Below are 24,065 nucleotides of genomic sequence, written 5' to 3'. Positions count from 1 at the left end.
ATCCTCACTGGGACGAGCTTCAAGGAGACCGCATGCCCGACAACAGGCCACGAACCCGCTACATCTTTGTCACAGGGGGAGTGGTCTCTTCTCTCGGGAAGGGCATCGCCGCCGCCTCCATCGGCCGAATCCTCGTGTCACGTGGTCTGAAGGTCGCGCTGCAGAAGTTCGACCCGTACATCAACATCGATCCGGGGACGATGTCGCCGTTCCAGCACGGCGAGGTGTTCGTCACCGAGGACGGTGCCGAGACCGACCTCGACCTCGGCCACTACGAGCGCTACACGGACGCGAACACGTCGCGGGCGTCCAACGTCACCGCCGGCGCGGTCTACAACTCGGTCATCCGCAAGGAGCGCCGCGGCGACTACCTCGGCGGGACCGTGCAGGTCGTGCCGCACATCACGGACGAGATCAAGCACCGGATCCGGCTGATCGGCGAGACGCAGGACGTCGACGTCGTCATCACCGAGATCGGCGGCACGGTCGGCGACATCGAGTCGCTGCCGTTCCTGGAGGCGATCCGCCAGTTCCCGGTGGACGTCGGCCGCCGCAACGTGATGTTCATCCACCTCACGCTGGTGCCGTACATCGGCCACGCGGGTGAGCTCAAGACCAAGCCGACGCAGCACTCGGTCAACGAGCTGCGCCGCATCGGTATCGCGCCGGACATGCTGATCTGCCGTTCCGAGGGCGGGCTGCCGCAGGACGTGCGCAAGAAGATCGCGCTGTTCGCGTCGCTGCCGCCGGAGGCGATCGTCTCCGGCCGCGACGTGGACAACATCTACAAGATCCCGCTCTACTACCGCGCCGAGGGCGTGGACGACTTCATCCTCGAGCACTTCGGGCTCGAGGCCGCCGAGCCGGAGCTGAGCGGCTGGGAGCGCCTCGTGCGCCAGGCGACCGAGGCCCAGAGTCAGTCGCCGGTCCGGATCGCGCTCGTCGGCAAGTACGTCCAGCTCGAGGACGCGTACCTGTCGGTCGTCGAGGCCCTGCGGCACTCGGGCTTCCAGCACGGCCGCGGGATCGAGATCGACTGGGTGGACTCCGAGACCCTCGACGACGGCGAGGTCCGCGCGCGCCTGCACGGCGCGGACGGGATCCTGATCCCGGGCGGGTTCGGCGTTCGCGGCATCGAGGGCAAGATCACCGCCGCCCGCATCGCCCGCGAGCAGAAGATCCCGTTCCTGGGCATCTGCCTCGGGATGCAGATGGCGGTGGCCGACTTCGCCCGCCACGTCGTCGGCATGGACGGCGCGAACTCGACCGAGTTCGACCCCGAGACCCCGTACCCGGTCATCGACCTCCTGCCCGAGCAGAAGGAGGTCGCGGACATGGGCGGCACGATGCGCCTGGGCGCCGACCCGATCAAGCTGCACGCGAACACCCGCGCTCGCGAGATCTACGGCGAGGCGGTCATCTACGAACGGCACCGCCACCGTTACGAGGTCAACAACTTCCTGCGCAAGCGCATCGAGGCCGCCGGCCTGGTCTGCTCGGGCACGTCCCCGGACGAGCGCCTGGTCGAGATCATCGAGATCCCCGACCACCCGTTCTTCGTCGCGTCCCAGTACCACCCGGAGTTCAAGTCCCGCCCCGAGCGCCCCGCGCCCCTCTTCCGCGAGTTCGTCCTGGCCGCCCTCGAGCGCATGAAGGAACAGCGCCCGCAGGAGCTCGGCGCCGAAGAGCACGCCGCCGCGCGGTGACCCCGCACGCGCCCCGCACGGCCGCGCCGCTCAGCGCGGCCGCGCGGCGCTCCTCCACGCCCTCACGCACCCGCACGGCCGTGTCCTTCCGCGCGCCCGGGCGGCGCCGCTCCGCGCTCTCACCCACGCCCCTCGCCGCTCATCGCGGGGCCGAGACGCGAGACGTCCGTGACGGAACCGTCCTCACAGGCAAGTTTCGTAACGCACGTCCGTTCCGAGCCGCGCGGCAATATCGTCTCGCGACGGCCATTCGCCCCGGCTCCGCCGCTGCCGGTTTCGTCGCGTCCGGCGCGGTCTTGCGCCTCTTCATCACGCCCCGCGCGGTGCGCTCTTGAGGCCCGCGAGCGAGGCCGAGAAGGCGCGGCAGGGCGAGCTCTTCGCCGACCTCTGCCGCATTCCCAGCCCGTCCTGGGAGGAGGCGGCGGTTGCCGAGCGGGTGACCGCCGAGCTGCGCGGCATGGGCCTCGAGGTCCAGCGCGACGAGGCCGGCAACCTGCTCGCGCGCGTCCGCGGACGATCTGAGCGGACGGTGCTGCTGTGCGCGCACCTGGACACGGTGCCGCCGGCCGCGCCGATCGAGCCGGTCCTCGTGGACGATGGCTGGGAGAACGCGAACGCGGGCATCCTCGGCGCCGACAACAAGTCCGCCGTGGCGATGATCCTCGCCGTCGCGCGCCGGGTCTCCGTCGAGGGGTCGCCGGTCGGGCTCGAGTTGCTCTTCACCGTCGCCGAGGAGATCGGCCTGCTCGGCGCGAAGCGCTTCGACACCTCGCAGCTGCGAGCGGAGTTCGGCTACGTGTTCGACCATGCGACGCCGATCGGCGAGCTCGTGACCGCCTCGCCGACGCTCTATCGCGTCGAGGCCGACTTCCACGGCAAGTCCGCCCACGCGGGGCTGCGGCCGGAGGAGGGGCACTCGGCGATCCTCGCCGCGGCCCACGCCGCGATCGCCATGCCACACGGCCGCATCGACGCCCAGACGACGGCGAACATCGGCTACCTCCACGGCGGGGTCGAGTCGACCAACGTCGTCCCGGAGCGCGCGCGGCTGTGGGCCGAGGTCCGCTCGGTGGACGCCGACAAGGCCGAAGAGGTCCTCACCGCGATGCTGGACGCGCTGAGCGACGGAGCGAGCCACGCGGAATGCGACGTCGATGTCACGACCGAGAAGCAGGTCGTCGGCTACAAGGTCAAGCCGTCGTCACCCGCGGTCGTGGCCGCCGAGGCCGCCCTGCGCGCCTACGGCTACGAGCCCAAGCGGATCGCCACCGGCGGCGCGTCGGACGCGAACGTGCTCGAGGCCGCCGGCATCCCCACGGTCAACGTCGCCAACGGCACCGAGCACAACCACGAGCCGACCGAGCGCGTCTCGGTCGCCGCGTTGGACTCGATGCTCGACGTTGCCTTCTCCCTCCTCGACGAAGCGGCGGTGGCATGAGTTCCAAGTTCGAGCGCATCGGCGCTGAGACGGTCTACGAAGGCAAGTTCATCGACGTCGTGCGTGGCACGTTCCGCCACGAGGACGGCGAGGTCGTGACCCGCGAGCTCGTCACCCACCCAGGCGCGGTCGGCGTCGTCGTGCTCGACGACGACGAGAACCTGTGGTTCGTCCGCCAGCCGCGCGAGCCGATCGGCGTCCCGGACCTGCTCGAGATCCCTGCCGGCAAGCTCGACGTCGAAGGCGAGGACCCGCTCGAGGCCGGCCGCCGCGAACTGGCGGAGGAGATCGGCAAGCAAGCCGCCCACTGGGAGCCGCTCGGCGCCTTCTACACCTCCGTGGGCTTCGCCGACGAGATCATCCACCTGTTCCTCGCCACCGGCATCACCGACGTCGAGCGCCCGGCCGTCGAAGAGGACGAGCGCATCGACATCGAGGTCCGCCCACTCGCCGACCTCGACACGATCCTGACCGAGACGATGGACTCCAAGACCCTCATCGCCCTGTACCGCGTCCGGGACCACCTCCGCACCATCGGGTAGCGCAGGACCCGTTGCACCCGAAAGGGGTCTCCGTGCGGACACCGAAGGGTGCGGGCGATGGCCGTCGTAGACGTTGGCACCCACGCGCCCGCAGCCGCTGAACCGTTCGAGCACCTCGTGCTCGACTTCCTCGCCTACCTGGAGTTCGAGCGCGGGCTCTCGCGCAACACGCTGGAGGCGTACCGCTCGGACCTGCTGCAGTACGGCGCGTACCTGAACGGGCGCGACGCGCTCGCGGTCACGCATTCGGACCTTGCGGGGTTCGTCACGTCGCTCGCGTCGGGCGACGGGGAGAAGCCGCCGGTCGCGCCCGCGACGCTGCAGCGCAAGGTGGCGTGCCTGCGCTCGTTCCACCGCCACCTGCGGCGCCAAGGGGTGCTCGACGACGACCCGACGGCGAACCTGCGCGCGCCCAAGCAGAGCCGGCGCCTGCCGCAGGTGCTCTCGCGCGACGAGGTCGCGAAGCTGCTCGAACAGCCGAAGGGCACCGAGCCGCCCGCACTGCGCGACCGCGCGCTGCTGGAGCTCATGTACGCGTGCGGCCTGCGCGCGTCCGAGGCGATCGATCTGGAGACCCAGGACCTCGACCTCGAGGCCGGGATCGTCCGGACGCGGGGCAAGGGCTCCAAGGAGCGGCTCGTCCCGGTCGGCTCCGCGGCCACCCGCGCGGTGAACGCCTACCTCGGCCGCGGACGGCCGAAGCTCGTCGGCGACCGGCTGGAGTCGCGGCTGTTCGTCAACCACCGCGGCGGCGGCCTCACCCGCCAGGGCCTCTACAAGATCGTCCAACGCCACGCCGAGACCGCCGGCCTCGCCGATCGCATGAGCCCGCACACCCTGCGGCACACGTTCGCGACCCACCTGCTCGCCGGCGGCTGCGACCTGCGCTCGCTGCAGGAGATGCTCGGCCACGCGGACATCGCGACGACCCAGCTCTACACCCACCTCTCCGCCGACCGCCTGCGGGACGTCTACTTCGACGCCCACCCGCGCGCGAAGCTCCGCTGACCCGGACGGCGCGCGCCCGCTGATCGCGGCTGCCACAATCGGCAGCCGTGAAGCGAGCGTTCGTCATCGTCATCGACGCCTGCGGCGCGGGCGAGCTCCCCGACTCGGCCGACTACGGCGACGCGGGCACGAACACGCTCGGCCACCTCTCCGAGGCGGCGGGCGGACTCGACCTGCCGGTCCTCCAGTCGCTCGGGCTGGGGGACATCCTGCCGCTGGTGGGCGTGGCGCCCTCGCCGGAACGCGTCGTCCACGGCCGGCTGCACCCGCTCGGCCCGGGGAAGGACACGATCACCGGCCACTGGGAGCTGATGGGCGTCGTCACCCCGCGCCCGCTGCGCACGTACCCGGACGGGTTCCCGGACGAGATCCTCGAGCAGCTGATCGATGCCACCGGCCGCGGCATCCTCTGCAACAAGCCCTACAGCGGCACGGCGGTGATCGACGACTTCGGCGCGCAGCACCTCGCGACCGGCAACCTGATCGTCTACACGTCGGCGGACTCGGTGCTGCAGATCGCCGCCCATGTCGACGAGGTCCCGCCGGCCGAGCTCTATGCGGCCTGCGCCGCGGCTCGCGAGATCATGTCCGGCGAGCACGCCGTGGGGCGCGTGATCGCGCGGCCGTTCCGGGGCGAGCCGGGGGCGTTCGTGCGGACGGACGGCCGCAAGGACCTCGCGCTGCCGCCGCCCGCGCGCTCGTACATGGACGAGCTCCAGGCCGCGGGCGTGCCGGTGCACACCGTCGGGAAGATCGGGCAGGTGTTCGACGGGGTCGGCGTCGACGTCCAGCACAAGGGCGCGACCAACGCCGCGGCCCTCGACGCGACGTCCGCGCTCATCGACGAGCTGGACGGCGGGTTCGTCTTCACCAACCTCGTGGAGACCGATCAGGTCTACGGGCACCGCAACGACGTGCCCGGCTACCACGAGGCGCTGAAGGCGATCGACGCCGAGGTGGGGGAGTGGCTTCCGCGCCTGGACCCGGCGAACGATCTGCTGGTCATCACCGCCGACCATGGCTGCGATCCGACGACACCGGGGACGGACCACACGCGCGAGCACGTCCCGCTGCTCGCCCGCTTCAGCGGTCACGACGGGCGGCGGCATGACGGCCCGTTCGCCGACGTGGGCGCGTCGGTGTTGCGTTGGTTGACGGGTCGCGACGCAGCCTTGCCCGGGACGCCATTTCTCTAACGCACAAGTTTTGCGTCTGACCAGGTGTAGATCCACAGGACGGGCGGGAACTCACTCATTGTGCCCTCACTGGTCGTCATAACCCGTTGGACCATGCTGGCCGCCGCAGCCGTCGTGATCGCCGGCTGCGGCGACACCGCGAGCGACACGAAGGCGCCCGCGACGAAGGCCGTCTCCGCGACCACGAAAGCCAAGCCGGCCGCGGTCAAGGAGAAGCCCAAGAGCGACACCGAGCAGCTCGAGCACCTGCTGTTCGAGCGCGGCTGGGCACTCGAGAAGGGCAACACGGAGGACTTCCTCGCGACGTCCACGGGTGCGCAGGCGCGTAAGGACAAGGTGCAGATGGCGCGGGCGAAGGCGCTGCCGATCAACGACGTCAAGCTCACCGCCGGCGGCACCGAGATCAACGGCGACAAGGCCACGATGCGCGTCGAGATGCGCTACGGGTTCGACAACATCGACACCGCGTACTTCAAGACATCGCGGATGAGCGCCGTGAAGACGCCGCAGGGCTGGCGGATCTCGAACGACCGGCCGTCCGCCGGCATGCTCGCCCCGTGGGAGTACACCGCCTACAAGGCGCGCAAGAGCCCGCACTTCCTCGCGCTCGCGCCCAAGAGCCTGAAGGTCGGCAGCCTCATGACCGACCTCGAGAAGGGCTACAACCGGATGAAGCGCGGCCTGCCGGGCGTCAAGCCGCCGCGGAAGGTCCTCGTGATCGTCGCCCGCACCGGCACCGACACCAAGGCGCTGACGAAGGACATCAAGACGCTGAAGTCGCTCACCGCGGTCGCGGAGAACCAGTACTCGACCAAGGGCTCCGCGAAGCGCATCGACCAGGTCTGGGGCCAGCGGGTGTTCGTCCTCTGGCGCTCCTACGGCAACCGCGGCGCCGACGAGCGACGCATGGTCGTCACCCACGAGCTCGTCCACACCGCGCTCGCGAGCCGCACTTCGGCCCGCACCCCGCCGTGGCTGTCCGAGGGCATCGCGATGTACATCTCCGGCGACAACCGCTCGGGCGATGCGGGCGCGCTGATCAGCGGACGCGGCGTGCTCCGCGACGCGTCCAAGCAGGGCGCGGCGAAGCGGGCGATGTCGCTGACCCGCCTGTCCAAGCCGACCGCGATGAACAACATGTCGCCGGTCTCGCTGAGCTTCGCGTACTCCTACTCGTCGGCCGCCGCGTACACGATCGCCGAGAAGTACGGGCGCAAGGGCCTCCTGCGGCTGCTCAGCGCCTACAACAGCGAGAAGGTCAAGGGCTCTGGGAGCAAGCTGACCGACAGTGCGGTCAAGCACGCGCTGAAGCTGTCGCTGTCCTCGCTGAAGTCCGACGTCGACGCGTACGCCTCGTCGCACTCGCGCTTCTAGCTAGCCTGCTCGGGCGATGCCCGAGCTCCCCGAAGTCGAGACGATCCGCGGCCATCTGGCGCCCCACGTCGAGGGCCGGACGCTGGAGGCCGTGGAGGTCCTCGACCCCCGCTGGTCGCGGCCGCTCGCCCCGTCCGAGCTGACCGCCGCGGTCCAGGGCCGGGTGGTCGAGAAGCTCGCCCGGCGCGGCAAGTACCTGGTGTGGGAGCTCACCGACGACGTCTTCCTGCTGATGCACCTGCGGATGACGGGGACGCTGCTGCTCGACCCGAGCCCGGCGCCCCGGCACATGCGGGTGCGGATCGACCTCGGCGACCACGAGCTCGTGTTCGACGATCCCCGCCGATTCGGGACGGGCGAGCTCGCGCTCGGACCGGACGCCCGCGCCGCGTTCTTCGACGCCCGCCTGGGCGTCGAGCCGCTCGAGCGCGACTTCACGGGCGACCACCTCTACGCGCTCGCCCAGACCTCCCGCGCGCCGATCAAGGCGTTCTTGCTCGACCAGCGCCGCGTCGCGGGCGTCGGGAACATCTACGCCGACGAGGCCCTGTTCCGCGCGCGCGTGCACCCGCTGCGGCCGGCGAACAAGCTCACCCGCGCCCAGAGCGCGGCGATCCGCGACGGCGTCGTCGAGTCGCTCCTCCTCGGCCTCGAGCACAAGGGCGCGACGATCGACGACTTCCGCGACCCCTACGGCGTCAGCGGCACCTTCCAGGATCGGTTCCTGATCCACACCCGCGAGGGCGAGCCGTGCGTGAACTGCGGCACCCCGATCCGCAAGCTGCGCGTCGGCGGCCGCGGGACCTACGTGTGTGAGAAGTGCCAGCCGCGCCCCCGCGCGGCGCGGCGACGCCCGGCCTAACGCGCTCCCGAGCGCGCGTGGGGCGGCGCCGCCCGGCGTAGCGCGCTCCCGAGCGCGCGTGGGGCGGCGCCGCTCGGCGTAGCGCACTCCGGAATCACGGGGGGTGGGCAGGATTTCCGTCCTCAGAGGACGGTTTCCCTTGCCACCCCCCCGCGGGTGGCCCGATGCGACGCGGCGCGCACCCCTGCCGCGCGCTCGACGGCGCGGGCGGCCCTGAAACGAAAACGGCGCCCGAGGGGCGCCGTGGAAGCGGGTCGTGCCGGCGCGGCTGAGCCACCCGCGCCGGCGGATCGCGCGGCGCGCTATGCGGCCGCGGCGAACTCCTTCAGGCCGCCGGTCTTGTCGAACGCGACGAGCTCCTGATAGCCGCCGATGCTCTTGCCGTCGATTACGACCTGGGGGAACGTCATCATGCCCGTCAGACGCACGAGCTCCGCGCGGCCCTCGGGGTCCTTGGCGAGGTTGATCTCCTCGTAGGCAACCCCGCGCTTGGCGAGGAGGGCCTTGGCGACGCGGCAGTAGCCGCAGGGCTCGGTCGTGTAGACGGTGATCTGGCTCATGACTTCAGAAAGTATAGTGCGATATCCGGATCGGTAAAAACGGAAGCGATCGTGCTCCGCTCGATGAGATACGGAGAAGCGGACCGGATTCTCCACTTGTATACCCCCGAGCGGGGGAGATTGAGCGCCATCGCCAAGGGCGTGCGCAAGGCGAAGTCGCGGTTTGGCGGGCGGCTCGAGCCGTTCTTCCGCCTCGACCTCGTCCTGTATGAGGGCCGCAGCGACCTGATGACGGTCACGTCCGCCGAGACGGTCGCCGCCCACCCGCGCCTGCGCGAGCACGGCGGCGCGATCGACGGTGCCGCCCGCGCGTGCGAGGCCGTCGCGCGGATCTTCGACGACGGCGAGCCCCACACCGGCGTGTACCATCTGCTCGCCAACGAGCTCGCGCTGCTCGACCGTGACCCGTCGAACGCCGGCCGCGCCAACTCGCTCGCGTTCCGCCTGAAGCTGCTGCTCGCGGCCGGCTTCGCACCGCACCTCGCCGGCTGCGCCTCCTGCGGCGAGCGCGAGCACCTCGTCGGGTTCTCCGGCGCCGCGGGCGGCGTCGTCTGCGGCGCCTGTGAGGCCAACGCCTTCCCACTCGAAGAGGAGGCCCACGCCTTCATGGTCGGCGCGCTCGGCCGCTCACTGGCCGACGCCCCGGACGCCTCCCCGCGCGCGCTGGCCCAGGCCGAACGCGCGATCACCGAGACCCTCGAGCACCACGCCCACCTCCGCCTGCGCCCTGTCGGCTCCCGCTGAGGGGGAACGCTGCAGGAGGGAGGCGCGGCAGGGTGGCGCGCGGGCGGGTCGGCGCGGCGAGGGCGGGCGCGTGGGCGGGGGTCGGCGCGGCGAAGTCGGGCGCGTGGGTGGGGTCGGCGTGGCGAGGTCGGGCGCGTGGGTGGGGTCGGCGCGGCGAGGGGCAGGTGCGCGGGCGAGACCGGCGCGACCGAGAGCCAAACTCGCGCGAGCTGGCGCGTCGCCGCTCACGGCCGTTCCGAAGGGGCTCGCGCGACCCGGCGAGATGGTTTCCAGACATGTGCGACGGAGCCGAGCGGTGGGACGTTTGTGCGGGTCTGGCATATAGGCTGCCGAATCGATGAGTCGGTTCAGTGTCGCCTCCGCGCTGCTCGCCTCGGGGGTGCTTGCGGCCGCAGCCGCGCCCGCCTCCGCCGCGATCCGGACGTTCAAGTCGCCGAGCGGGAAGCTCGGGTGCATGTTCTATTCCGACCCCGACGTCGAGCCGCAGGTGCGGTGCGAGTGGCGGGGCGGGAATGACCGCGCGGTGATCCTCGACGAGACGCGCAAGGGCAAGCGGATCAAGATCACCGACACCGTCCTGGACCCCAAGGCCAAGACGCTGGCGTACGGCAAGAGCACGAAGTTCCACAAACTGACGTGCACGTCGCGGATGTCGGGCATCACGTGCAAGAGCACGAAGTCCGGCCACGGGTTCACGGTCTCCGTCGAGAAACAGAGGGTGTTCTGAGCCATGGAGAAGTGGGTCTATGACTTCGCCGAGGGATCGAAGGACATGCGCGACCTGCTCGGCGGCAAGGGTGCCAACGTCGCCGAGATGACGCGGGTGCTCGGGGCGGACCGCGTCCCCGCCGGCTTCACGATCACGACGGCGGCGTGCGTCGCGTACATGAAGGCCGACCAGAGCGAGCCCGAGGGCATGAGCGACCAGGTCGCCGACGCGCTCGAGCGCCTGCAGGAGCACACCGCCAAGCGGCTGGGCGACGCGGACGACCCGCTGCTCGTCTCGGTGCGGTCCGGCGCGCGCGAGTCGATGCCCGGCATGCTCGACACGGTCCTCAACCTGGGCATGAACGATCGCTCCGTGGAGGGCCTGAGCAAGGCGACGGACAACGAGCGCTTCGCGTGGGACTCCTACCGGCGCTTCGTCCAGATGTTCGGCAATGTCAGCCGCGGCATCGACGGCGAGCTCTTCGAAAAGGAGATCTCGAACGTCAAGAAGGACGCCAACGTGACGGAGGACACCGAGCTTGACGTCGGTCACCTGAAGACGCTCACCGAGCGCTTCAAGGCGCTCTACAAAGAACACACCGGGGACGAGTTCCCCCAGGACCCCGCCGAGCAGCTGCGGCTGGCGATCCGCGCGGTGTTCGACTCCTGGACCGGCGAGCGGGCCATCGCCTACCGGCGCATCAACCGCATCCCGGACGACTGGGGCACCGCGGTCAACGTCCAGCAGATGGTCTTCGGCAACAAGGGCGACACGTCCGGGTCCGGCGTCGCGTTCAGCCGCGACGAGGTCACCGGCGAGCCCGAGCCCAGCGGCGACTTCCTCCAGAACGCACAAGGCGAGGACGTCGTCTCCGGCGCCCGCACCCCCCGCGACATCCGCGAGATGAAGGAGTGGCTGCCGGACGCCCACGCGCAGCTGATGGACATCCTGCGCACGCTCGAGCGGCACTACGAGGACATGCAGGACACCGAGTTCACGGTGGAGGAAGGGCAGCTCTACATGCTCCAGACGCGCAACGCCAAGCGGCCGGCCCAGGCGGCGGTGCGCTTCGCTCGCGACGCGGTGGAGGAAGGGCTGCTCGGCAAGGACCAGGCGTTGATGACGGTCGACGCCGAGATGCTCACTGCGCTGCTGGTCGAGACGTTCGATCCGAAGGCGGACTACACGGTGATCGCCAAGGGCGTCCCGGCCGCACCGGGCGGCGCCAAGGGCGAGGTCGTGTTCACGGCCAAGGAAGCCGTGGAGGCGGCGCAGGACGGCAGGGCCGTCGTGCTCGTCCGTCCCGACACCAACGCCAACGACGTCGCGGGCTTCCACGCCGCCAAGGGCATCCTCACGAGCCTGGGCGGCAAGGCCAGCCACGCCGCGCTGGTCGCCCGCGGCATGGGCGTCCCGTGCGTGACCGCTGCCTCCGAGCTCGACATCAACCTCGAGGAGCGGGTCATCCGCGTCGGCGAGCACACCATCAAGGCCGGCGACTTCCTCGCCATCAACGGCACGACCGGCGAGGTCACGCTCGACGACATCCCGCTCGTCGACCCCACCGATGACCCGGCGTTCGACGAGATCCTCAAGGCGTTCGAGACCGTCCTGGGCTGGGCCGACGAGACCCGGCGCCTGGGGATCCGCACCAACGCCGACACGCCGCACGACGCGCGCAAGGCGCGCGAGCTGGGCGCGGAGGGCATCGGGCTGTGCCGGACCGAGCACATGTTCATGGCCGAGGACCGGCAGCCGAAGATGCGCCGCATGATCATGGCCCGCGACGTCGACGCGCGCCGCGAAGCGCTGGCGGCGCTGCTGCCGCTTCAGCAGGAGGACTTCGAGGGCCTGTTCGAGGCGATGAAGGGGCTTCCGGTGACGATCCGGCTCCTGGACCCGCCGCTGCACGAGTTCCTCCCGAGCCTGCAGGAGCTTGCGGCGCAGGTCGAGCGGGCGCGGATCGAGCAGACGGACGACCTGGACGAGCTCGAGCTGCTGATGCAGACGACGGAGAAGATCTCCGAGGAGAACCCGATGCTGGGCACGCGCGGGTGCCGCCTCGGGATCCTCTACCCCGAGATCTACGAGATGCAGGTCAAGGCGATCATGCGGGCGGCGAAGGCGATGGACGAGCCGCCGCACCCCGAGATCATGATCCCGCTCGTGGACTACGAGCACGAGCTGGAGATCATGCGGGAGCTCGTGGTCCGGATCGGCGACGAGGAGGGGTTGCACGAGACAGAGGACTACACCGTCGGGACCATGATCGAGCTGCCGCGCGCGTGTTTTGTTGCAGATCTGATCGCAAAATTTGCAGACTTCTTCTCTTTCGGCACAAATGACCTGACCCAGACGGCGCTCGGGTTCTCTCGCGACGACGTCGAGTCGAAGTTCGTGCCCGTCTACATGGAGCGCAAGATCATCGACCGCTCGCCGTTCGAGACGATCGACAAGCCGGGGGTCGGCTGGTTGGTCCGTCTGGCGGCCTGGGTCGGGCGCGAGGCGCGCCCCGATCTCAAGCTCGGCATCTGCGGCGAGCACGGGGGAGACCCGGACTCGATCGAGTTCTTCCACATGGCCGGCCTGGACTACGTGTCCTGCTCGCCGTTCCGGGTGCCGATCGCGCGGGTGGCCGCGGCGCAGGCGGCGATCATCCACGCCAACGACCGCTCGTGGGCAGACGCGTAGAAATTCACGCGCACTTCGCAACAAAACTGCGGAGTTCCCCGAGAACGACCTCTGCGGCGTTCAGAATGGAGGCGTGACCGCTCCGCCCGAGACCACGACCGACTTCGCCGCCGCCCAGCAGGCGCGCGAGGCCGCGTGGCTGTCGGCGGACGCCACGCCGTCATACCCCGCCAGGCGGCAGCGCCCGGAGCGCGACGCGCCATGGCGGACGCCGTTCCAGCGCGATCGCGACCGGATCGTCCACAGCAAGGCGTTCCGGCGCCTGAAGCACAAGACGCAGGTGTTCACCGCGCCCGAGGGCGACCACTACCGCACCCGCCTCACCCACACGCTCGAGGTGACGGGGATCAGCCGGACGGTCGCCCGGGCACTGAAACTCAACGAGGACCTGACCGAGGCGATCGGCCTCGGGCACGACGTCGGCCACCCGCCGTTCGGGCACATCGGCGAGGACGTCCTCGACCGGGCCGGCAAAGAGCGCTTCGGCCGCCATTTCCGCCACAACGAGCACTCGCTGCGGGTCGTCGACGTGCTCGAGGACCTCAACCTCACCGACCAGGTCCGCGACGGCATCCTGCGCCACTCCAGCGGCGCCGGCGAGCCCGCGACGCTCGAGGGCAAGATCGTCCGCCTCGTGGACCGGATCGCCTACATCAATCACGACATCGACGACGCCGTCCGGGCCGGGGTGCTCGACGAGAACGATCTCCCAAGCGAGGAGATCGCGATCCTCGGTCCCACGGGTTCGATTCGCATCGACACGCTGGTGAGCGATCTCGTCGAGCACTCCGAGGCCGCCGGCGACATCGCGCAGGGCACGGTCGTCGGCCCCGCGATGTACCGCCTGCGTTCCTTCATGTTCGAACGCGTCTACCTCGCGCCGCGCGCCCGCGTCGAGCACGCCAAGCTCGAGCGGGTGCTGCGCGGCCTGTTCGACTACTACTGCGAGCACCCCGAGGAGCTGCCGGAGGGCGACAAGCCCGAGGCCGACCGCGTGATCGACTACCTGGCCGGGATGACCGACCGGTTCGCGATCCGGGCCTGGACCGAGCGCTTCGTCCCGCGGGGCCCGGCCCGCTGATGGCTCGCTACACCGACGACTCGCGCGAGCGCGTCCGCGACGCGGTCGACTTCGAGCAGCTGGTCGGCGCGCGCACGGAGCTCAAGCGCGCCGGCGTCAACCGCCTCCAGGGCCTGTGCCCGTTCCACGAGGAGCGGACGCCGTCGTTCGGCATCGACCCGATCGAGAAGGTCTACCACTGCTTCGGCTGCGGAGCGGGCGGGGACGTGTTCCGCTTCGTGATGGACACGGAGGGGCTGACCTTCAGCGAGGCGCTGGAGGTCCTGGCCGAGCGGTCCAACGTCACGCTCGAGCGCGAGGCCGAGGACCCGCAGGAGGCCGAGCGCCGGCAGCGGCGCGAGCGGCTGCACGCGCTGCTGGAGCGCACGGCGGCGTACTACGTACGCGTGCTCTGGGAATCGCCCGAGGCGCAGTTCGCCCGCGACTACCTGCACAAGCGCGGGCTCAACGAGGACGCGCTGCGCGCCTATCGCGTCGGCTACGCGCCCGACGCCTACGATCGCGTGCTGCTCGGCTCGCAAAAGGCGGGCTACAGCACGAGCGAGCTGCTCGCCGCGGGCCTGATCCAGCCCAGTCGGGGCCGCGCCGGCCACATCGACCGCTTCCGCGGCCGCGTGACGTTCCCGCTCACCGACGCCAAGGGCCACGTCCTCGGCTTCGGCGCGCGGGCGATGAAGGCCGACCAGCAGCCCAAGTACCTGAACACCTCCGACAGCGACCTCTTTCACAAGAGCCGGGTCGTGTACGGCCAGGACATGGCCCGTGCCGCGGCGGCGAAGGCCGGCCGTGTGGTGATCGTCGAGGGCTACACGGACGTGATCGCGCTCCACCAGGCGGGTGTGCCCGAGACGGTGGCGCAGATGGGAACCGCGCTGACCGAGCAGCAGGTCGACGCGATCGCCCGCCTGGCACCGAAGGCGCTCCTGTGCCAGGACCCGGACAGCGCGGGTCAGGCGTCCGCCCAGCGCGGCCTCGAGGCGCTGACGGCGCTGATGAAGTCCGACAAGTGGCGCACGCGGGCGGTCGACTTCAAGATCGTGCGCCTGCCGTCCAAGCAGGACCCTGCGGACGTCGTGCAGAACGCCGGCGAGGACGAGATGCGCCGGCTGCTGGAGAGCGCGATGCCGATCGAGCGCTTCCTGGTCCAGCGCGCGCTCGAGATCGACGGGCCGAGCGCGGACGAGCTCTTGCAGGAGGCGGTTCGGATCATCGCGCCGCTCCCGGCCGGAGTCCTGCGCGACGAGCTGATCAAGTTCACCGCACAGAAGCTCGGAACCTCCGACCAGGTCGTCCACGAGGTCCTGCGCGGGACCACGCCCGCGCAGCCGGCGCCGGCGCCCCAGTGGGAGGGCGGGTGGAACGATCGTGGCCGAAGCAACGGCCGCGGGGGCCCGCAAGGCCGCGGCCGCGGAGGACCGCAGGGGCGCGACCGTTTCCGCGATCGTCCCGCGCAGCCGCCCGAGCCGGTGGACCCTCGCGCCGCCCTCGCCCGCCGCACGCAGAGCGAGGAGGCCTACCTGGCGTACTGCATCGCGCTGCCCGAGGACGGCGAGGAGCGCCTCGCGGCCGTCGACATCGAGGACTACTTCTCGTCGCCCACGAGCCGCAAGGCGGCTGAGTACCTGCGCGTGCACCTGCGCCATCCCGGCTCGAACCTCCCAAGCGGGGACGAAGACCTCGCACGGCTCGTGGCCAAGCTCACGGTCGACGCGAACCGTCTCGAGGCCACTCCGGCCAAGCTCGAGCTCGAGGCGCTGCAACTCGATCTGCACCGCCTGGAGCGCCATATCGCGAACGCCAGATTGAGCGGCACGACCGGCGTCGGCGCCCTCGCCGTCGAGCGCCAGAGGGTGCTCGACATGATCCGCCACAGGCTGACTTAGGCAACGAGGACTGGAACCTGGCCTCGTCGCAAAGAAGAATCCGCGAAGCGATTCTTCAAGCGACCGAAGCAGCGGCGAAGCCGCTCGCGAGGATCGCCTACTACTATGTGGCCCGCCGCATTCGGGGGTAGCTCAATCGGCAGAGCATTGGACTGTTAATCCAAGGGTTGTGGGTTCGAGTCCCACCCCCCGAGCTGAGAGACCAAGAGCCGTCCTTCGGGGCGGCTCTTGGCGTTTATGAGCGCCATGAGCGACATCTGACCGCGATTGGACGTTATTTCGCAGGCATCCGCGGCTAAAGGTGTTCAAGGCAGGGGCGGGAGTCCTGTGCGTCGGGAGCCGCATGCCCGCCCGAACCAAGCGGGAGGTATCTATGCGAAAGCAGGCCATCGCGGCCGCGCTGCTCATCGCACTGTTCGTAGCGCCCACGCAAGCGAGGGCGCAGGAGCCGGCGACGAGCTTCGAGAAGGTCACCCTGGACGACTTCCCGGGTGAGCCGATGAACCTGGCCGTCCTGCCGGACGGGCGGGTGCTGCATTCGACCAGGCAGGGCGAGGTGCGGCTGTGGGACCCGCGGAACGGGCTCAACACGCTCGCGGGGACGCTGGACGTCTACCAGCACGATGAGGAGGGACTGCAGAACGTCGCGGTCGATCCGAACTTCGAGACCAATCGGTGGGTCTACGCGTACTACTCGCCGCCGCTGGACACCCCGGTCGATGACCCGAACACGCCGGTCACCAACGAGGGCGACGCGCCCGAGACGGGGACGGCGGCCGACTTCGCGCCGTTCAAGGGCCATCTGCAGCTGAGCCGCTTCAAGCTGGTCGGGAACGCGCTCAAGCTCGACACCGAGGAGAAGATCCTCGAGGTGCCGGTGGATCGGGGGATCTGCTGTCACGTGGGCGGCAACATCGACTTCGACGGCGCCGGGAACCTGTTCCTGAGCACGGGCGACGACACCAACCCGTTCGCGTCCGACGGCTACACGCCGATCGACGACTCGCCCAACCGCAACCCGGCGTTCGACGCCCGCCGCAGCGCCGGCAACACGAACGACCTGCGCGGCAAGATCCTCCGGATCCGGCCCAAGGACGGCGGCGGGTACACGATCCCGCCCGGCAACCTGTTCCCGCAGGGCACCGCCAGCACCAAGCCGGAGATCTTCGCGATGGGCCTGCGCAACCCGTTCCGGTTCGCGGTCAACCGCAAGACCGGCGACGTCTACGTGGGCGACTACTCGCCCGACGCCGGCGCGGCCAACCCGCTCCGCGGCCCGGCGGGCCAGGGCCGCTGGATGCTGGTCCGCAAGCCGGCGAACTTCGGCTGGCCCTACTGCGTCACGCCGACGATGCCCTACATCGACTACGACTTCGCCACCAAGACCTCCGGTGAGGCGTTCAACTGCAACGCGCCCACGAACGACTCGCCCTACAACACGGGCCTGAAGACGCTGCCGAGCGTCACGCAGCCGGACGTCTGGTACTCCTACGACGCGTCTCCGCTGTTCCCCGAGTTGGGTCCGCAGGGCACGCCGGGCGGCATCGCCCCGATGGGCGGGCCGGCCTACGACCCGGCGCCGGGCAACAAGTCGCCGTTCCGGTTCCCGAACACCTTCAAGGGCGTGCCGCTCTTCTACGAATGGTCGCGCGACTACATCAAGGAGTTTCGCCTCAACGGCCGCAAGCTCGGCGAGATCCAGCCGGTCAACATCGGAGTCGACAACCCGATGGACATCGAGTACGGCCCGGACGGAGCGCTCTACGTGCTCGAGTACGGCGACGGCTACTTCGCCGAGAACCCGGACGCGCAGCTGGCGAAGGTCAACTACGTGCGCGGCAACCACACGCCGGTCGCGAAGGTCGCGGCCGACGTCACCGCCGGCCGGGCGCCGCTGACCGTCAAGTTCTCGAGCGCCGGGACCACTGACCCCGACGGCGACCCGATCGCCTACGCGTGGGACTTCGAGTCCGACGGCAAGGTCGACTCGACAGAGGCCAACCCGACGTTCACCTACGCCAAGAACGGCACCTACCGGGCGAACCTCCGGGTCTCGGACCGCACGGGCCGCAGTGCGAACGCGGAGGTCCAGGTGCTGGTCGGCAACGCCAAGCCGGTCGTCGAGCTGACCACGACGCCGGGCGAGGCCGGCCCGTTCGCGTTCGGCGACACCGTCACCTACGAGGTCAAGGTCACCGACGACACGCCGGTGGACTGCTCGAAGGTCAGCGTCGCGTTCGTGCTCGGCCACGAGACGCACGGCCACCCGCAGTCCTCGACCGCGGGCTGCACGGGCTCGATCAAGACGTTCCTCGACGGCGGCCACGCGGGCGCGGCCAACCTCAGCGCCGTGTTCGTCGCCTCCTACACCGACCCCGGCGAGGGCGACACGCCCGGCCTGACCGGGTCGGATCAGGTTCGGATCGTCCCGAGCGCGGGCCCGACCCCGACACCCACACCGCCGGCCCCGTAGGCCGCGAACATAAAGGGGTCAGGCCCCTTTAGGTGCGGCGATCGTCGCGGCCCAGCGCTCCAGCTGGGCCGCGGCGCGCGCGGGACCCGGGTTCGCGAACGACCACGACGCGATCGACGCGGTGCGCGTACGCAATGCCGGGCGCGACAACGCCCGCCGCACCGCCAGCCGCACGCCCCACGGCGTGCAGAACCGCGGCGCGAGCCGCACCCCGACGCCCGCCCAGTCCACCCGCGCGGCGTTCTCGGCCATGTCGCCGCCGGCAGGGACCACGAGCACCGGGCAGCCCGAGACGAGTGCCCGCGCGAGTGTCCCGTGGCCGCCGTGGGTGACGACGAGGTCGCACCGCGGCATCGTGCGCGCGTAGGACATCCAGGAGACCACGATCGCGTTCGCGGGCGGCGCGACGACCGCCGGGTCGCCGATCGCGATCACCCGCACCGGCTCGTCCGCGAGCCCCTCCAGACAGGCGCGCACCAGCGACCCCGAAGGGTCCTGCGAGGTGGAGGGCGCCACCAGGACGACGGGGTCCGAGCCGGCGACGGGCTCGACCAGCGGCCCGCCCGGTTCCCACAGCAGCGGGCCGACCACGTGACACCAGGACGGCCAGGAACGCGGATACTCGAGTTGCGGCAGGGTCGCCACCAGCGTCAGCGAGCGGGACAGACCGGTGTGCACGTACGGCAACGGCGCGAGACCGAGCCGCGCGCGGGCGTCGTTGTACTCCACCCGCCCCTGTTCGAGCCCGAGCGCCACGGCGCGGTCCGCGATGCCCCACAGGCGAGCGCCAACCCGCGTCCTCGGTCGCCGCGCGCCGATCGAGAACGGCGGCAGCCCGGGCGCCAGATCCGGGAACACGTGCGGGACCACGGTGGCCACGGGCACGTCCTCGAGCTCCGCTGCGAGCGCCGGCGCGCAGGTGAGGATGTCCGAGACGACCACGTCCGGCGCGAACGAGCGCACGAACTCCCGCGTGGTGACCGCGGCCCGCACCGCGGCCTCGTACGGCTTCAGCGGCACCTCGCGGGTGGGGAAGACCTGGTACTCCGGCGCCGCGGCGAACGTCATTCCCGCCGCCTCGCAATGCGGCTGCCACTTGCGCCACGTCTCGATCCCGACGTCGTGGCCGCGCGCGACGAGCTCGGACCCGAGGGCGATGATCGGGAACGCGTGGCCGGGGTCGCCGAACGCGCCGAGCAGCACCCTCACGCCAACGCCTTCGCGTAGCCGACCATCTCCAGGCCCGCCCACGGATGCCACTCACGGCGGCCGTCCCGCTCCCAGCCGTGCGCCAGGTAGAAGTGCTCCGCGGGCGCGCCCTTCGGCGTCCACAGCTGCTCGCGGACGAACCCCCGCGTGCGCATCTCGTCCTCGGCGAGCCCCAGCAGCCGCGAGGCGATGCCCTGGCGCCACCTGGAGGGGTGGACGAGCAGCTGCCCGAGGTGCGCGAGCTCAGTCGATTGCGGCCGGAACGCCACCGAGGCGATCAACGCGGCTCCGTCCCACCCGAGCAGTCCCCACGCGTGCTCGGTGAGGTAGCGGTCGAGCCAGTTCGGCGGGATCGCCGGGACCGCCCAGCCCGGCGGCGTCCACTCCAGATACGTCTCGTCGCAGATGCGCGAGAGCTCCGTCAGCGCCTCCACGTCCCCCGCGGTCAGCGGCCGCAGGTTCACTCGGCCAGCTCGGCCACCGCGCGCAGCTGCGCCAGCCGCTCCTCGAACGTCCACGCCATCGGCGAGATCATCAGCGTCCCGACGCCGGCCTCGCGATAGACGGCGATCCGCTCGCGGACGAAGTCGCGCGGGCCGACCAGGCACAGCGTGTCGATCAGCTCCCCCGGCAAAGCGGCCGCCGCTTCGTCCTTGCGACCCTCGAGGTACAGCTCCTGCACCCGCTCCGCGGCGTCCTCGAAGCCATAACGGCGGACGAGCGCGTTGTAGAAGTTCTGCTTGCGCGACCCCATGCCGCCGACGTAGAGGGCGACGTAGTGGCGCATCGCGTCGCGGGCGGACTCGCGGTCGTCGGACACCATCGCGGTGACCGTGGGAACGATGTCGAAGTCGTCGAACCCCTTGCCGCCGCCCGCGCGGGCGAACCCCTCCTCCAGCAGCGGCCGGAACTCGCCCACGTGCTCAGGCGAGAAGAGCGTCGGCAGCCAGCCGTCGGAGATCTCCGCCGCCAGCGTCGTGTTCTTGGGCCCGATCGCGGCGATGTAGATCGGGATCTTCTCCTGGACGGGGGAGATGGTCAGCTTCAGCGCCTTCCCGGGCCCGTCCGGGAGCGGCAGCGTCAGCGTCTCGCCGTCGTAGACCACCCGCTCACGCGCGAGCGCCATCCGGACGACATCGACGTACTCGCGCGTGCGCTGCAGCTGACGAGCGAACCGCTGCCCGTGCCAGCCCTCGGCCACCTGCGGCCCGCTCGAGCCGATCCCGAGCAGCATCCGCCCGTCCGAGAGCTGATCGATCGTCGCGGCCGTCATCGCGGTCATCGCGGCGCTGCGGCCGGGCATCTGGAAGATCGCGGACCCGAGCTTGATCGTCGTCGTCGCCTGCGCCAGCCACGCGAGGATCGTCGCCGCGTCGGAGCCGTAGGCCTCCGCGGTCCAGACCGAGTCGTAGCCCAGCCGCTCGGCCTCCAATACCAGCTCGAGCTGCTGCTGGGCGGTGAGGCCGAGGCCCCAGTAGCCGATGTGGACCCCGAGCTTCAGCGGGTCGCGCCGATCCGGTCGACGAGCCGCAGCAGGTGCAGCGGCGAGAACGGCTTGGTCAGGAACAGATCCGCGCCCGCGTCCTGGGCACCGCGCTCGACGACGTCGCCGGAGTCGCCCGTCAGCATCACGATCGTCGCACCCGCGGTGGCCGGGTCAGAACGCAGACGTCGGCACGTCTCGATCCCGTTCAGCCGTGGCATGTCGACGTCGAGGAAAACGATCTCCGGACGTGCGGTCACGGCGCGCTCGAGCGCCTCGACGCCGTCGCCGGCCTCCTGCAGTCGGTATCCCGAGATGTCCTCGAGCGTGGTCGCGATCAGCTTGCGGATCATCGGGTCGTCGTCGACGATCAGGATCGTCCGCGTCACAGCGCCCCCGCTCGAAGGCGCTCGAACTCGGCGTCCGGGATCGCCTCGAACGCCGCCACCACGGCCGGATCGAACTGCGTCCCCGAGACGCGGCGGATCTCGTCGCGCGCGTGCGACCAGGTCGACGCCGGGCGGTACGGGCGGTCCGTGGTCAGGGCGTCGAGGGTGTCGGCGACGGAGAAGACGCGCGCCGCCAGCGGGATCTCCTCGCCGGCGAGCCCGTCCGGGTAGCCCGTGCCGTCCCACCGCTCGTGGTGGTGACGCACGACGAGCTTGCCCTCCCCGAGAAAGTCCACATCGCGAAGGATCTCGGCTCCGACCACAGGGTGCTGGGCGATCAGCGTGTACTCCTCATCCGTAAGGCGGCTGGTCTTGAACAGGATCGCGTCCGGGACGGCGACCTTGCCGATGTCGTGCAGCAGGAACCCGAACTCGATCTGCGGGGACTCCTCGAGCGAGATCCCGACGGCGCGGGCCAGCTCCATCCCGTAGGCGGTGACGCGCTCGGCATGCTTGCCGGTGTACGCGTCGCGGGCCTCGACGGCGTTCGACAGCGCTCGGACCGTCGCCCGATAGGAGCGGCGAAGCTCCTGCGCGCGGGCTCGTTCCTGTTTGAAGACCTCTCGGAGATCGGCGGCATAGCGCTCCAGCTGGCGCTGACGGGATGCTGCTTGTTGTTCCGTGCGTTCGAGCCTTGCCCGAAGCATGGGAACCGTCTCCTCACCGGTACCGGCGCTCATTTCCTCACCATCGGGGCCCGCCAACGCTCGAATTAGCCTACTGAGCGCTCCAACGCAGCGCAGTACCGGATCTTGCTGCGATCTACTGCGGCCTACGCTTTTGGCCACATGCGCGAGGTTTGGGTTGCGATTGGGACGATTCTTGCGGTGCTCGTGGTGCTCCTGGTGCTCGCCGGCGAGCCCGCTCCGAGGCGTTCCGCGGAGCCTGCGGCGCCCGTCTCGACGATCGCCACGCGGGTGGAGGCGCTGCGCGGCCTGAAGTTCGAGACCCGGCCCGTTCCGCAGACCGTTTCCCCTGCGCAGGCGCGTCGCGAAGGCCTCGAGGACCTCGACCGCTCCTACCCCGAGGCGCGCCGCAAGGCCGACGAGGAGGTCCTGAAGCTGCTCGGGCTGATCGAGCCGGGCGTCGACCTGCGCTCGATCTCCGCGTCCGTGTTCGGCGAGGGCGTCGCCGGCTACTACGACCCGCGTTCAAAGCGGCTGCGGATTGTCGCCGGGACGACACCGGACGCGCTGAGCGAAATGGTTCTGTCACACGAGCTGACCCACGCGCTCGAGGACCAGCGCTTCGGGTTGGCCCTCTCCGAGGGGGAGAGCGACGACGCCGCGCTCGCCCGCCTCGCGCTCGTGGAGGGGACCGCCACTGCGGTCATGCAGGACTACCTCGTGCGCTACATCGGCGCCGAGAAGGCGCTCGGCGGGCTGCTCGCGTCGGCGCTGGAGACCGGGCCGGACCTGCCCCGGTTCCTCCAGGACCAGCTGATCTGGCCGTACATCGGCGGCGCGCAGTTCGTCCAGTCGCTGCGACGCACCGGCGGCGGGTCGTGGAAGCTCGTCGACCTCGCCGACCGGGTCCGCGTGCCGGACAGCACGGAGCAGGTGATGCACCCGGAGAAGTGGGTGGCCGTGGAGAAGCCGATGCGGGTCGCCTACGACGTCGGCCTGCACGACGACTGGCGGCGCGTGGCCGCCGGCACCTGGGGCGAGTGGCAGACGCGCGAGCTGCTCGGGGGCGACGACGCGGCCGCCGCCGGCTGGGGCGGGGACCGCTACGAGCTCTGGCAGCGTGGCGAGTGCGGGTCGCCGCCCTGCAGGGAGAACGACCTGCTGATCATGCGCTGGCGCTGGGACACCGAGCGCGACGCGCGCGAGTTCCGGGCGGCGTTGCGTGTCGACGGTGCCACCGTGGAGGCCCACGGCGACACCGTCACGCTCGTGCTCGCGCCCACCCCGGCGCTCGCTCGTCGAGTGTTGTCTACGGCCAGTGCGGCCTGTCGGGGCGCTTCGGCAGCGTGCCGTTGATGACGTCGTCGAGCCGCTTGTCGATGTCGGCCAGGATCTTCGCCTTCTGATCGGCGGTGAGCTTCTTGTCGGTGATCGCCTGGTCGAGCTGCTTGGTCACCGCGTCCTTCATCGCCGTCTTCAGGCCGGCGACGTCCTTGTTCTGCGCCTTCGCGACGTCCGCGAGCGACTTGCCGTTCTCCAGCTGCGTGCGCAGCGCGTCCTCGCTCAGGCCGAGGTACGTCGCCGCCGTGTCCAGGCCGAGGCCGAAGCCGAAGTGACCCGGCCCGCCGGGACCGCCATGACCGAAGCCCGGCCCGCCGGGGCCGCCCGGTCCGCCACGTCCGCCGAACCCGAACAGCGGCGCGCCGCTGTCGAGCCGCTTCTTGGCCTCGTCACCCTGTTCCTTGGTGAGCTTGCCGGCGGCCACGGCCGCGTCGATCCGCGCCTCCGCGGCACCCTTGATGGCCGCGTCGAGCTGATCGCGTGTGACGTTCAGCCGCTTGGCGACGTCATCGAGGAAGGCTTTCTGCTCGGCAGCGTGGTCGGCCTGTTTCGCCGCGGGCGTGGTGGGAGTCGAGGACGACGTCCCGGCGGCATACGCGCCGCCACCTCCCGCCAGAACCGCGAGACCGGCCGCACCCACCGCGAGCTTGCGCTTGGCGGAGTTGGACATGAGAGTCAGTCAACCGCCGC

21 protein-coding genes and 1 tRNA gene are annotated in these 24,065 nt (G+C 70.6%); 15 read left to right on the top strand and 7 right to left on the bottom strand.

Annotated elements, in window-relative coordinates; translation table 11 throughout:
• Positions 1-32 precede the first annotated feature (32 nt).
• The 7 genes from pyrG to mutM all read left to right on the top strand — a co-directional run bounded on the left by pyrG (position 33) and on the right by mutM (position 8,126).
• The gene (gene pyrG / locus G569_RS52200) at positions 33-1,706 is read left to right on the top strand and encodes a CTP synthase (RefSeq protein ID WP_053227092.1); all 1,674 of its coding nucleotides are present in this window, start codon (positions 33-35) and stop codon (positions 1,704-1,706) included.
• Between the two features lie 331 nt (positions 1,707-2,037).
• Positions 2,038-3,144 carry a M20/M25/M40 family metallo-hydrolase gene (locus G569_RS0128190; protein ID WP_028065911.1) on the top strand — a complete coding sequence of 369 codons (1,107 nt, stop codon included), beginning with the start codon at positions 2,038-2,040 and terminating at the stop codon, positions 3,142-3,144.
• Complete coding sequence (locus G569_RS0128185; protein ID WP_028065910.1) at positions 3,141-3,686, top strand: NUDIX domain-containing protein; 546 nt, start codon at positions 3,141-3,143, stop codon at positions 3,684-3,686. The genes G569_RS0128190 and G569_RS0128185 overlap by 4 nt, the downstream gene beginning before the upstream one ends.
• A gap of 57 nt (positions 3,687-3,743) precedes the next feature.
• The gene (gene xerD, locus G569_RS0128180) at positions 3,744-4,694 is read left to right on the top strand and encodes a site-specific tyrosine recombinase XerD (protein WP_053227091.1); all 951 of its coding nucleotides are present in this window, start codon (positions 3,744-3,746) and stop codon (positions 4,692-4,694) included.
• Between the two features lie 47 nt (positions 4,695-4,741).
• Positions 4,742-5,890 (top strand): phosphopentomutase, encoded by a 1,149-nt coding sequence (locus G569_RS0128175; RefSeq protein ID WP_037499802.1) that lies wholly within the window; start codon positions 4,742-4,744, stop codon positions 5,888-5,890.
• Between the two features lie 93 nt (positions 5,891-5,983).
• Entirely contained in the window at positions 5,984-7,264 is a 1,281-nt protein-coding gene (locus G569_RS0128170; RefSeq protein ID WP_028065907.1) for a hypothetical protein, read from the top strand.
• A gap of 16 nt (positions 7,265-7,280) precedes the next feature.
• Positions 7,281-8,126: a bifunctional DNA-formamidopyrimidine glycosylase/DNA-(apurinic or apyrimidinic site) lyase gene (mutM, locus tag G569_RS0128165; RefSeq protein WP_028065906.1), complete on the top strand. Its 846-nt coding sequence runs from the start codon at positions 7,281-7,283 to the stop codon at positions 8,124-8,126.
• 302 nt (positions 8,127-8,428) lie between these two features.
• On the opposite strand, the gene G569_RS0128160 is transcribed toward mutM, so the two are convergent.
• The gene (locus G569_RS0128160) at positions 8,429-8,686 is read right to left on the bottom strand and encodes a glutaredoxin domain-containing protein (protein ID WP_028065905.1); all 258 of its coding nucleotides are present in this window, start codon (positions 8,684-8,686) and stop codon (positions 8,429-8,431) included.
• Here G569_RS0128160 and recO point away from each other — a divergent pair.
• The 7 genes from recO to G569_RS0128125 all read left to right on the top strand — a co-directional run bounded on the left by recO (position 8,678) and on the right by G569_RS0128125 (position 18,267).
• The gene (gene recO / locus G569_RS52195; RefSeq protein WP_306765236.1) at positions 8,678-9,430 is read left to right on the top strand and encodes a DNA repair protein RecO; all 753 of its coding nucleotides are present in this window, start codon (positions 8,678-8,680) and stop codon (positions 9,428-9,430) included. The genes G569_RS0128160 and recO overlap by 9 nt on opposite strands.
• Before the next feature lie 337 nt (positions 9,431-9,767).
• Complete coding sequence (locus tag G569_RS0128150; protein WP_028065904.1) at positions 9,768-10,157, top strand: DUF6636 domain-containing protein; 390 nt, start codon at positions 9,768-9,770, stop codon at positions 10,155-10,157.
• A gap of 3 nt (positions 10,158-10,160) precedes the next feature.
• Positions 10,161-12,830 carry a pyruvate, phosphate dikinase gene (ppdK, locus tag G569_RS0128145; RefSeq protein WP_028065903.1) on the top strand — a complete coding sequence of 890 codons (2,670 nt, stop codon included), beginning with the start codon at positions 10,161-10,163 and terminating at the stop codon, positions 12,828-12,830.
• A 73-nt stretch (positions 12,831-12,903) separates the two neighbouring features.
• On the top strand, positions 12,904-13,911 hold the full coding sequence (locus G569_RS52190) for a deoxyguanosinetriphosphate triphosphohydrolase (RefSeq protein ID WP_053227089.1): 1,008 nt from the start codon (positions 12,904-12,906) through the stop codon (positions 13,909-13,911).
• A complete protein-coding gene (gene dnaG / locus G569_RS52185) occupies positions 13,911-15,794 on the top strand; it encodes a DNA primase (RefSeq protein WP_037499799.1) in 1,884 nt (627 codons plus the stop codon). Before G569_RS52190 ends, dnaG begins: the two co-directional genes overlap by 1 nt.
• A 121-nt stretch (positions 15,795-15,915) precedes the next feature.
• Positions 15,916-15,988: transfer RNA gene (locus tag G569_RS0128130), tRNA-Asn, on the top strand.
• Between the two features lie 179 nt (positions 15,989-16,167).
• On the top strand, positions 16,168-18,267 hold the full coding sequence (locus tag G569_RS0128125; RefSeq protein ID WP_028065902.1) for a PQQ-dependent sugar dehydrogenase: 2,100 nt from the start codon (positions 16,168-16,170) through the stop codon (positions 18,265-18,267).
• 18 nt (positions 18,268-18,285) lie between these two features.
• Here G569_RS0128125 and G569_RS0128120 read toward each other — a convergent pair whose 3' ends face one another.
• From G569_RS0128120 to G569_RS52175, 5 genes are read right to left on the bottom strand one after another with little or no spacing between them, the layout of a single operon-like run.
• Positions 18,286-19,476 (bottom strand): glycosyltransferase, encoded by a 1,191-nt coding sequence (locus G569_RS0128120; RefSeq protein ID WP_211233106.1) that lies wholly within the window; start codon positions 19,474-19,476, stop codon positions 18,286-18,288.
• Positions 19,473-19,940, bottom strand: a complete 468-nt coding sequence (locus tag G569_RS59100; RefSeq protein ID WP_028065900.1) for a GNAT family N-acetyltransferase — start codon at positions 19,938-19,940, stop codon at positions 19,473-19,475. The genes G569_RS0128120 and G569_RS59100 overlap by 4 nt, the downstream gene beginning before the upstream one ends.
• Positions 19,937-20,977, bottom strand: coding sequence for an LLM class F420-dependent oxidoreductase (locus G569_RS0128110; protein ID WP_028065899.1), 1,041 nt, complete (start codon positions 20,975-20,977; stop codon positions 19,937-19,939). Before G569_RS0128110 ends, G569_RS59100 begins: the two co-directional genes overlap by 4 nt.
• Positions 20,974-21,348, bottom strand: a complete 375-nt coding sequence (locus G569_RS0128105) for a response regulator (RefSeq protein WP_028065898.1) — start codon at positions 21,346-21,348, stop codon at positions 20,974-20,976. Before G569_RS0128105 ends, G569_RS0128110 begins: the two co-directional genes overlap by 4 nt.
• Entirely contained in the window at positions 21,345-22,055 is a 711-nt protein-coding gene (locus tag G569_RS52175) for an HD-GYP domain-containing protein (protein WP_169542261.1), read from the bottom strand. The genes G569_RS0128105 and G569_RS52175 overlap by 4 nt, the downstream gene beginning before the upstream one ends.
• A gap of 180 nt (positions 22,056-22,235) precedes the next feature.
• On the opposite strand from G569_RS52175, the gene G569_RS0128095 reads away from it, so the two are divergent.
• A complete protein-coding gene (locus G569_RS0128095; RefSeq protein WP_028065897.1) occupies positions 22,236-23,390 on the top strand; it encodes a hypothetical protein in 1,155 nt (384 codons plus the stop codon).
• Here the strand turns inward: G569_RS0128095 and G569_RS0128090 are convergent.
• Positions 23,344-24,045, bottom strand: a complete 702-nt coding sequence (locus G569_RS0128090; RefSeq protein ID WP_028065896.1) for a hypothetical protein — start codon at positions 24,043-24,045, stop codon at positions 23,344-23,346. The genes G569_RS0128095 and G569_RS0128090 overlap by 47 nt on opposite strands.
• Positions 24,046-24,065 lie beyond the last annotated feature (20 nt).

Origin of the sequence: Solirubrobacter soli DSM 22325 (genome assembly GCF_000423665.1) — a bacterium.
Classification (GTDB): Bacteria; Actinomycetota; Thermoleophilia; order Solirubrobacterales; family Solirubrobacteraceae; genus Solirubrobacter; species Solirubrobacter soli.
Note: the sequence above shows the minus strand (reverse complement) of the source record. Positions and strands in the feature narration are given on the sequence as shown.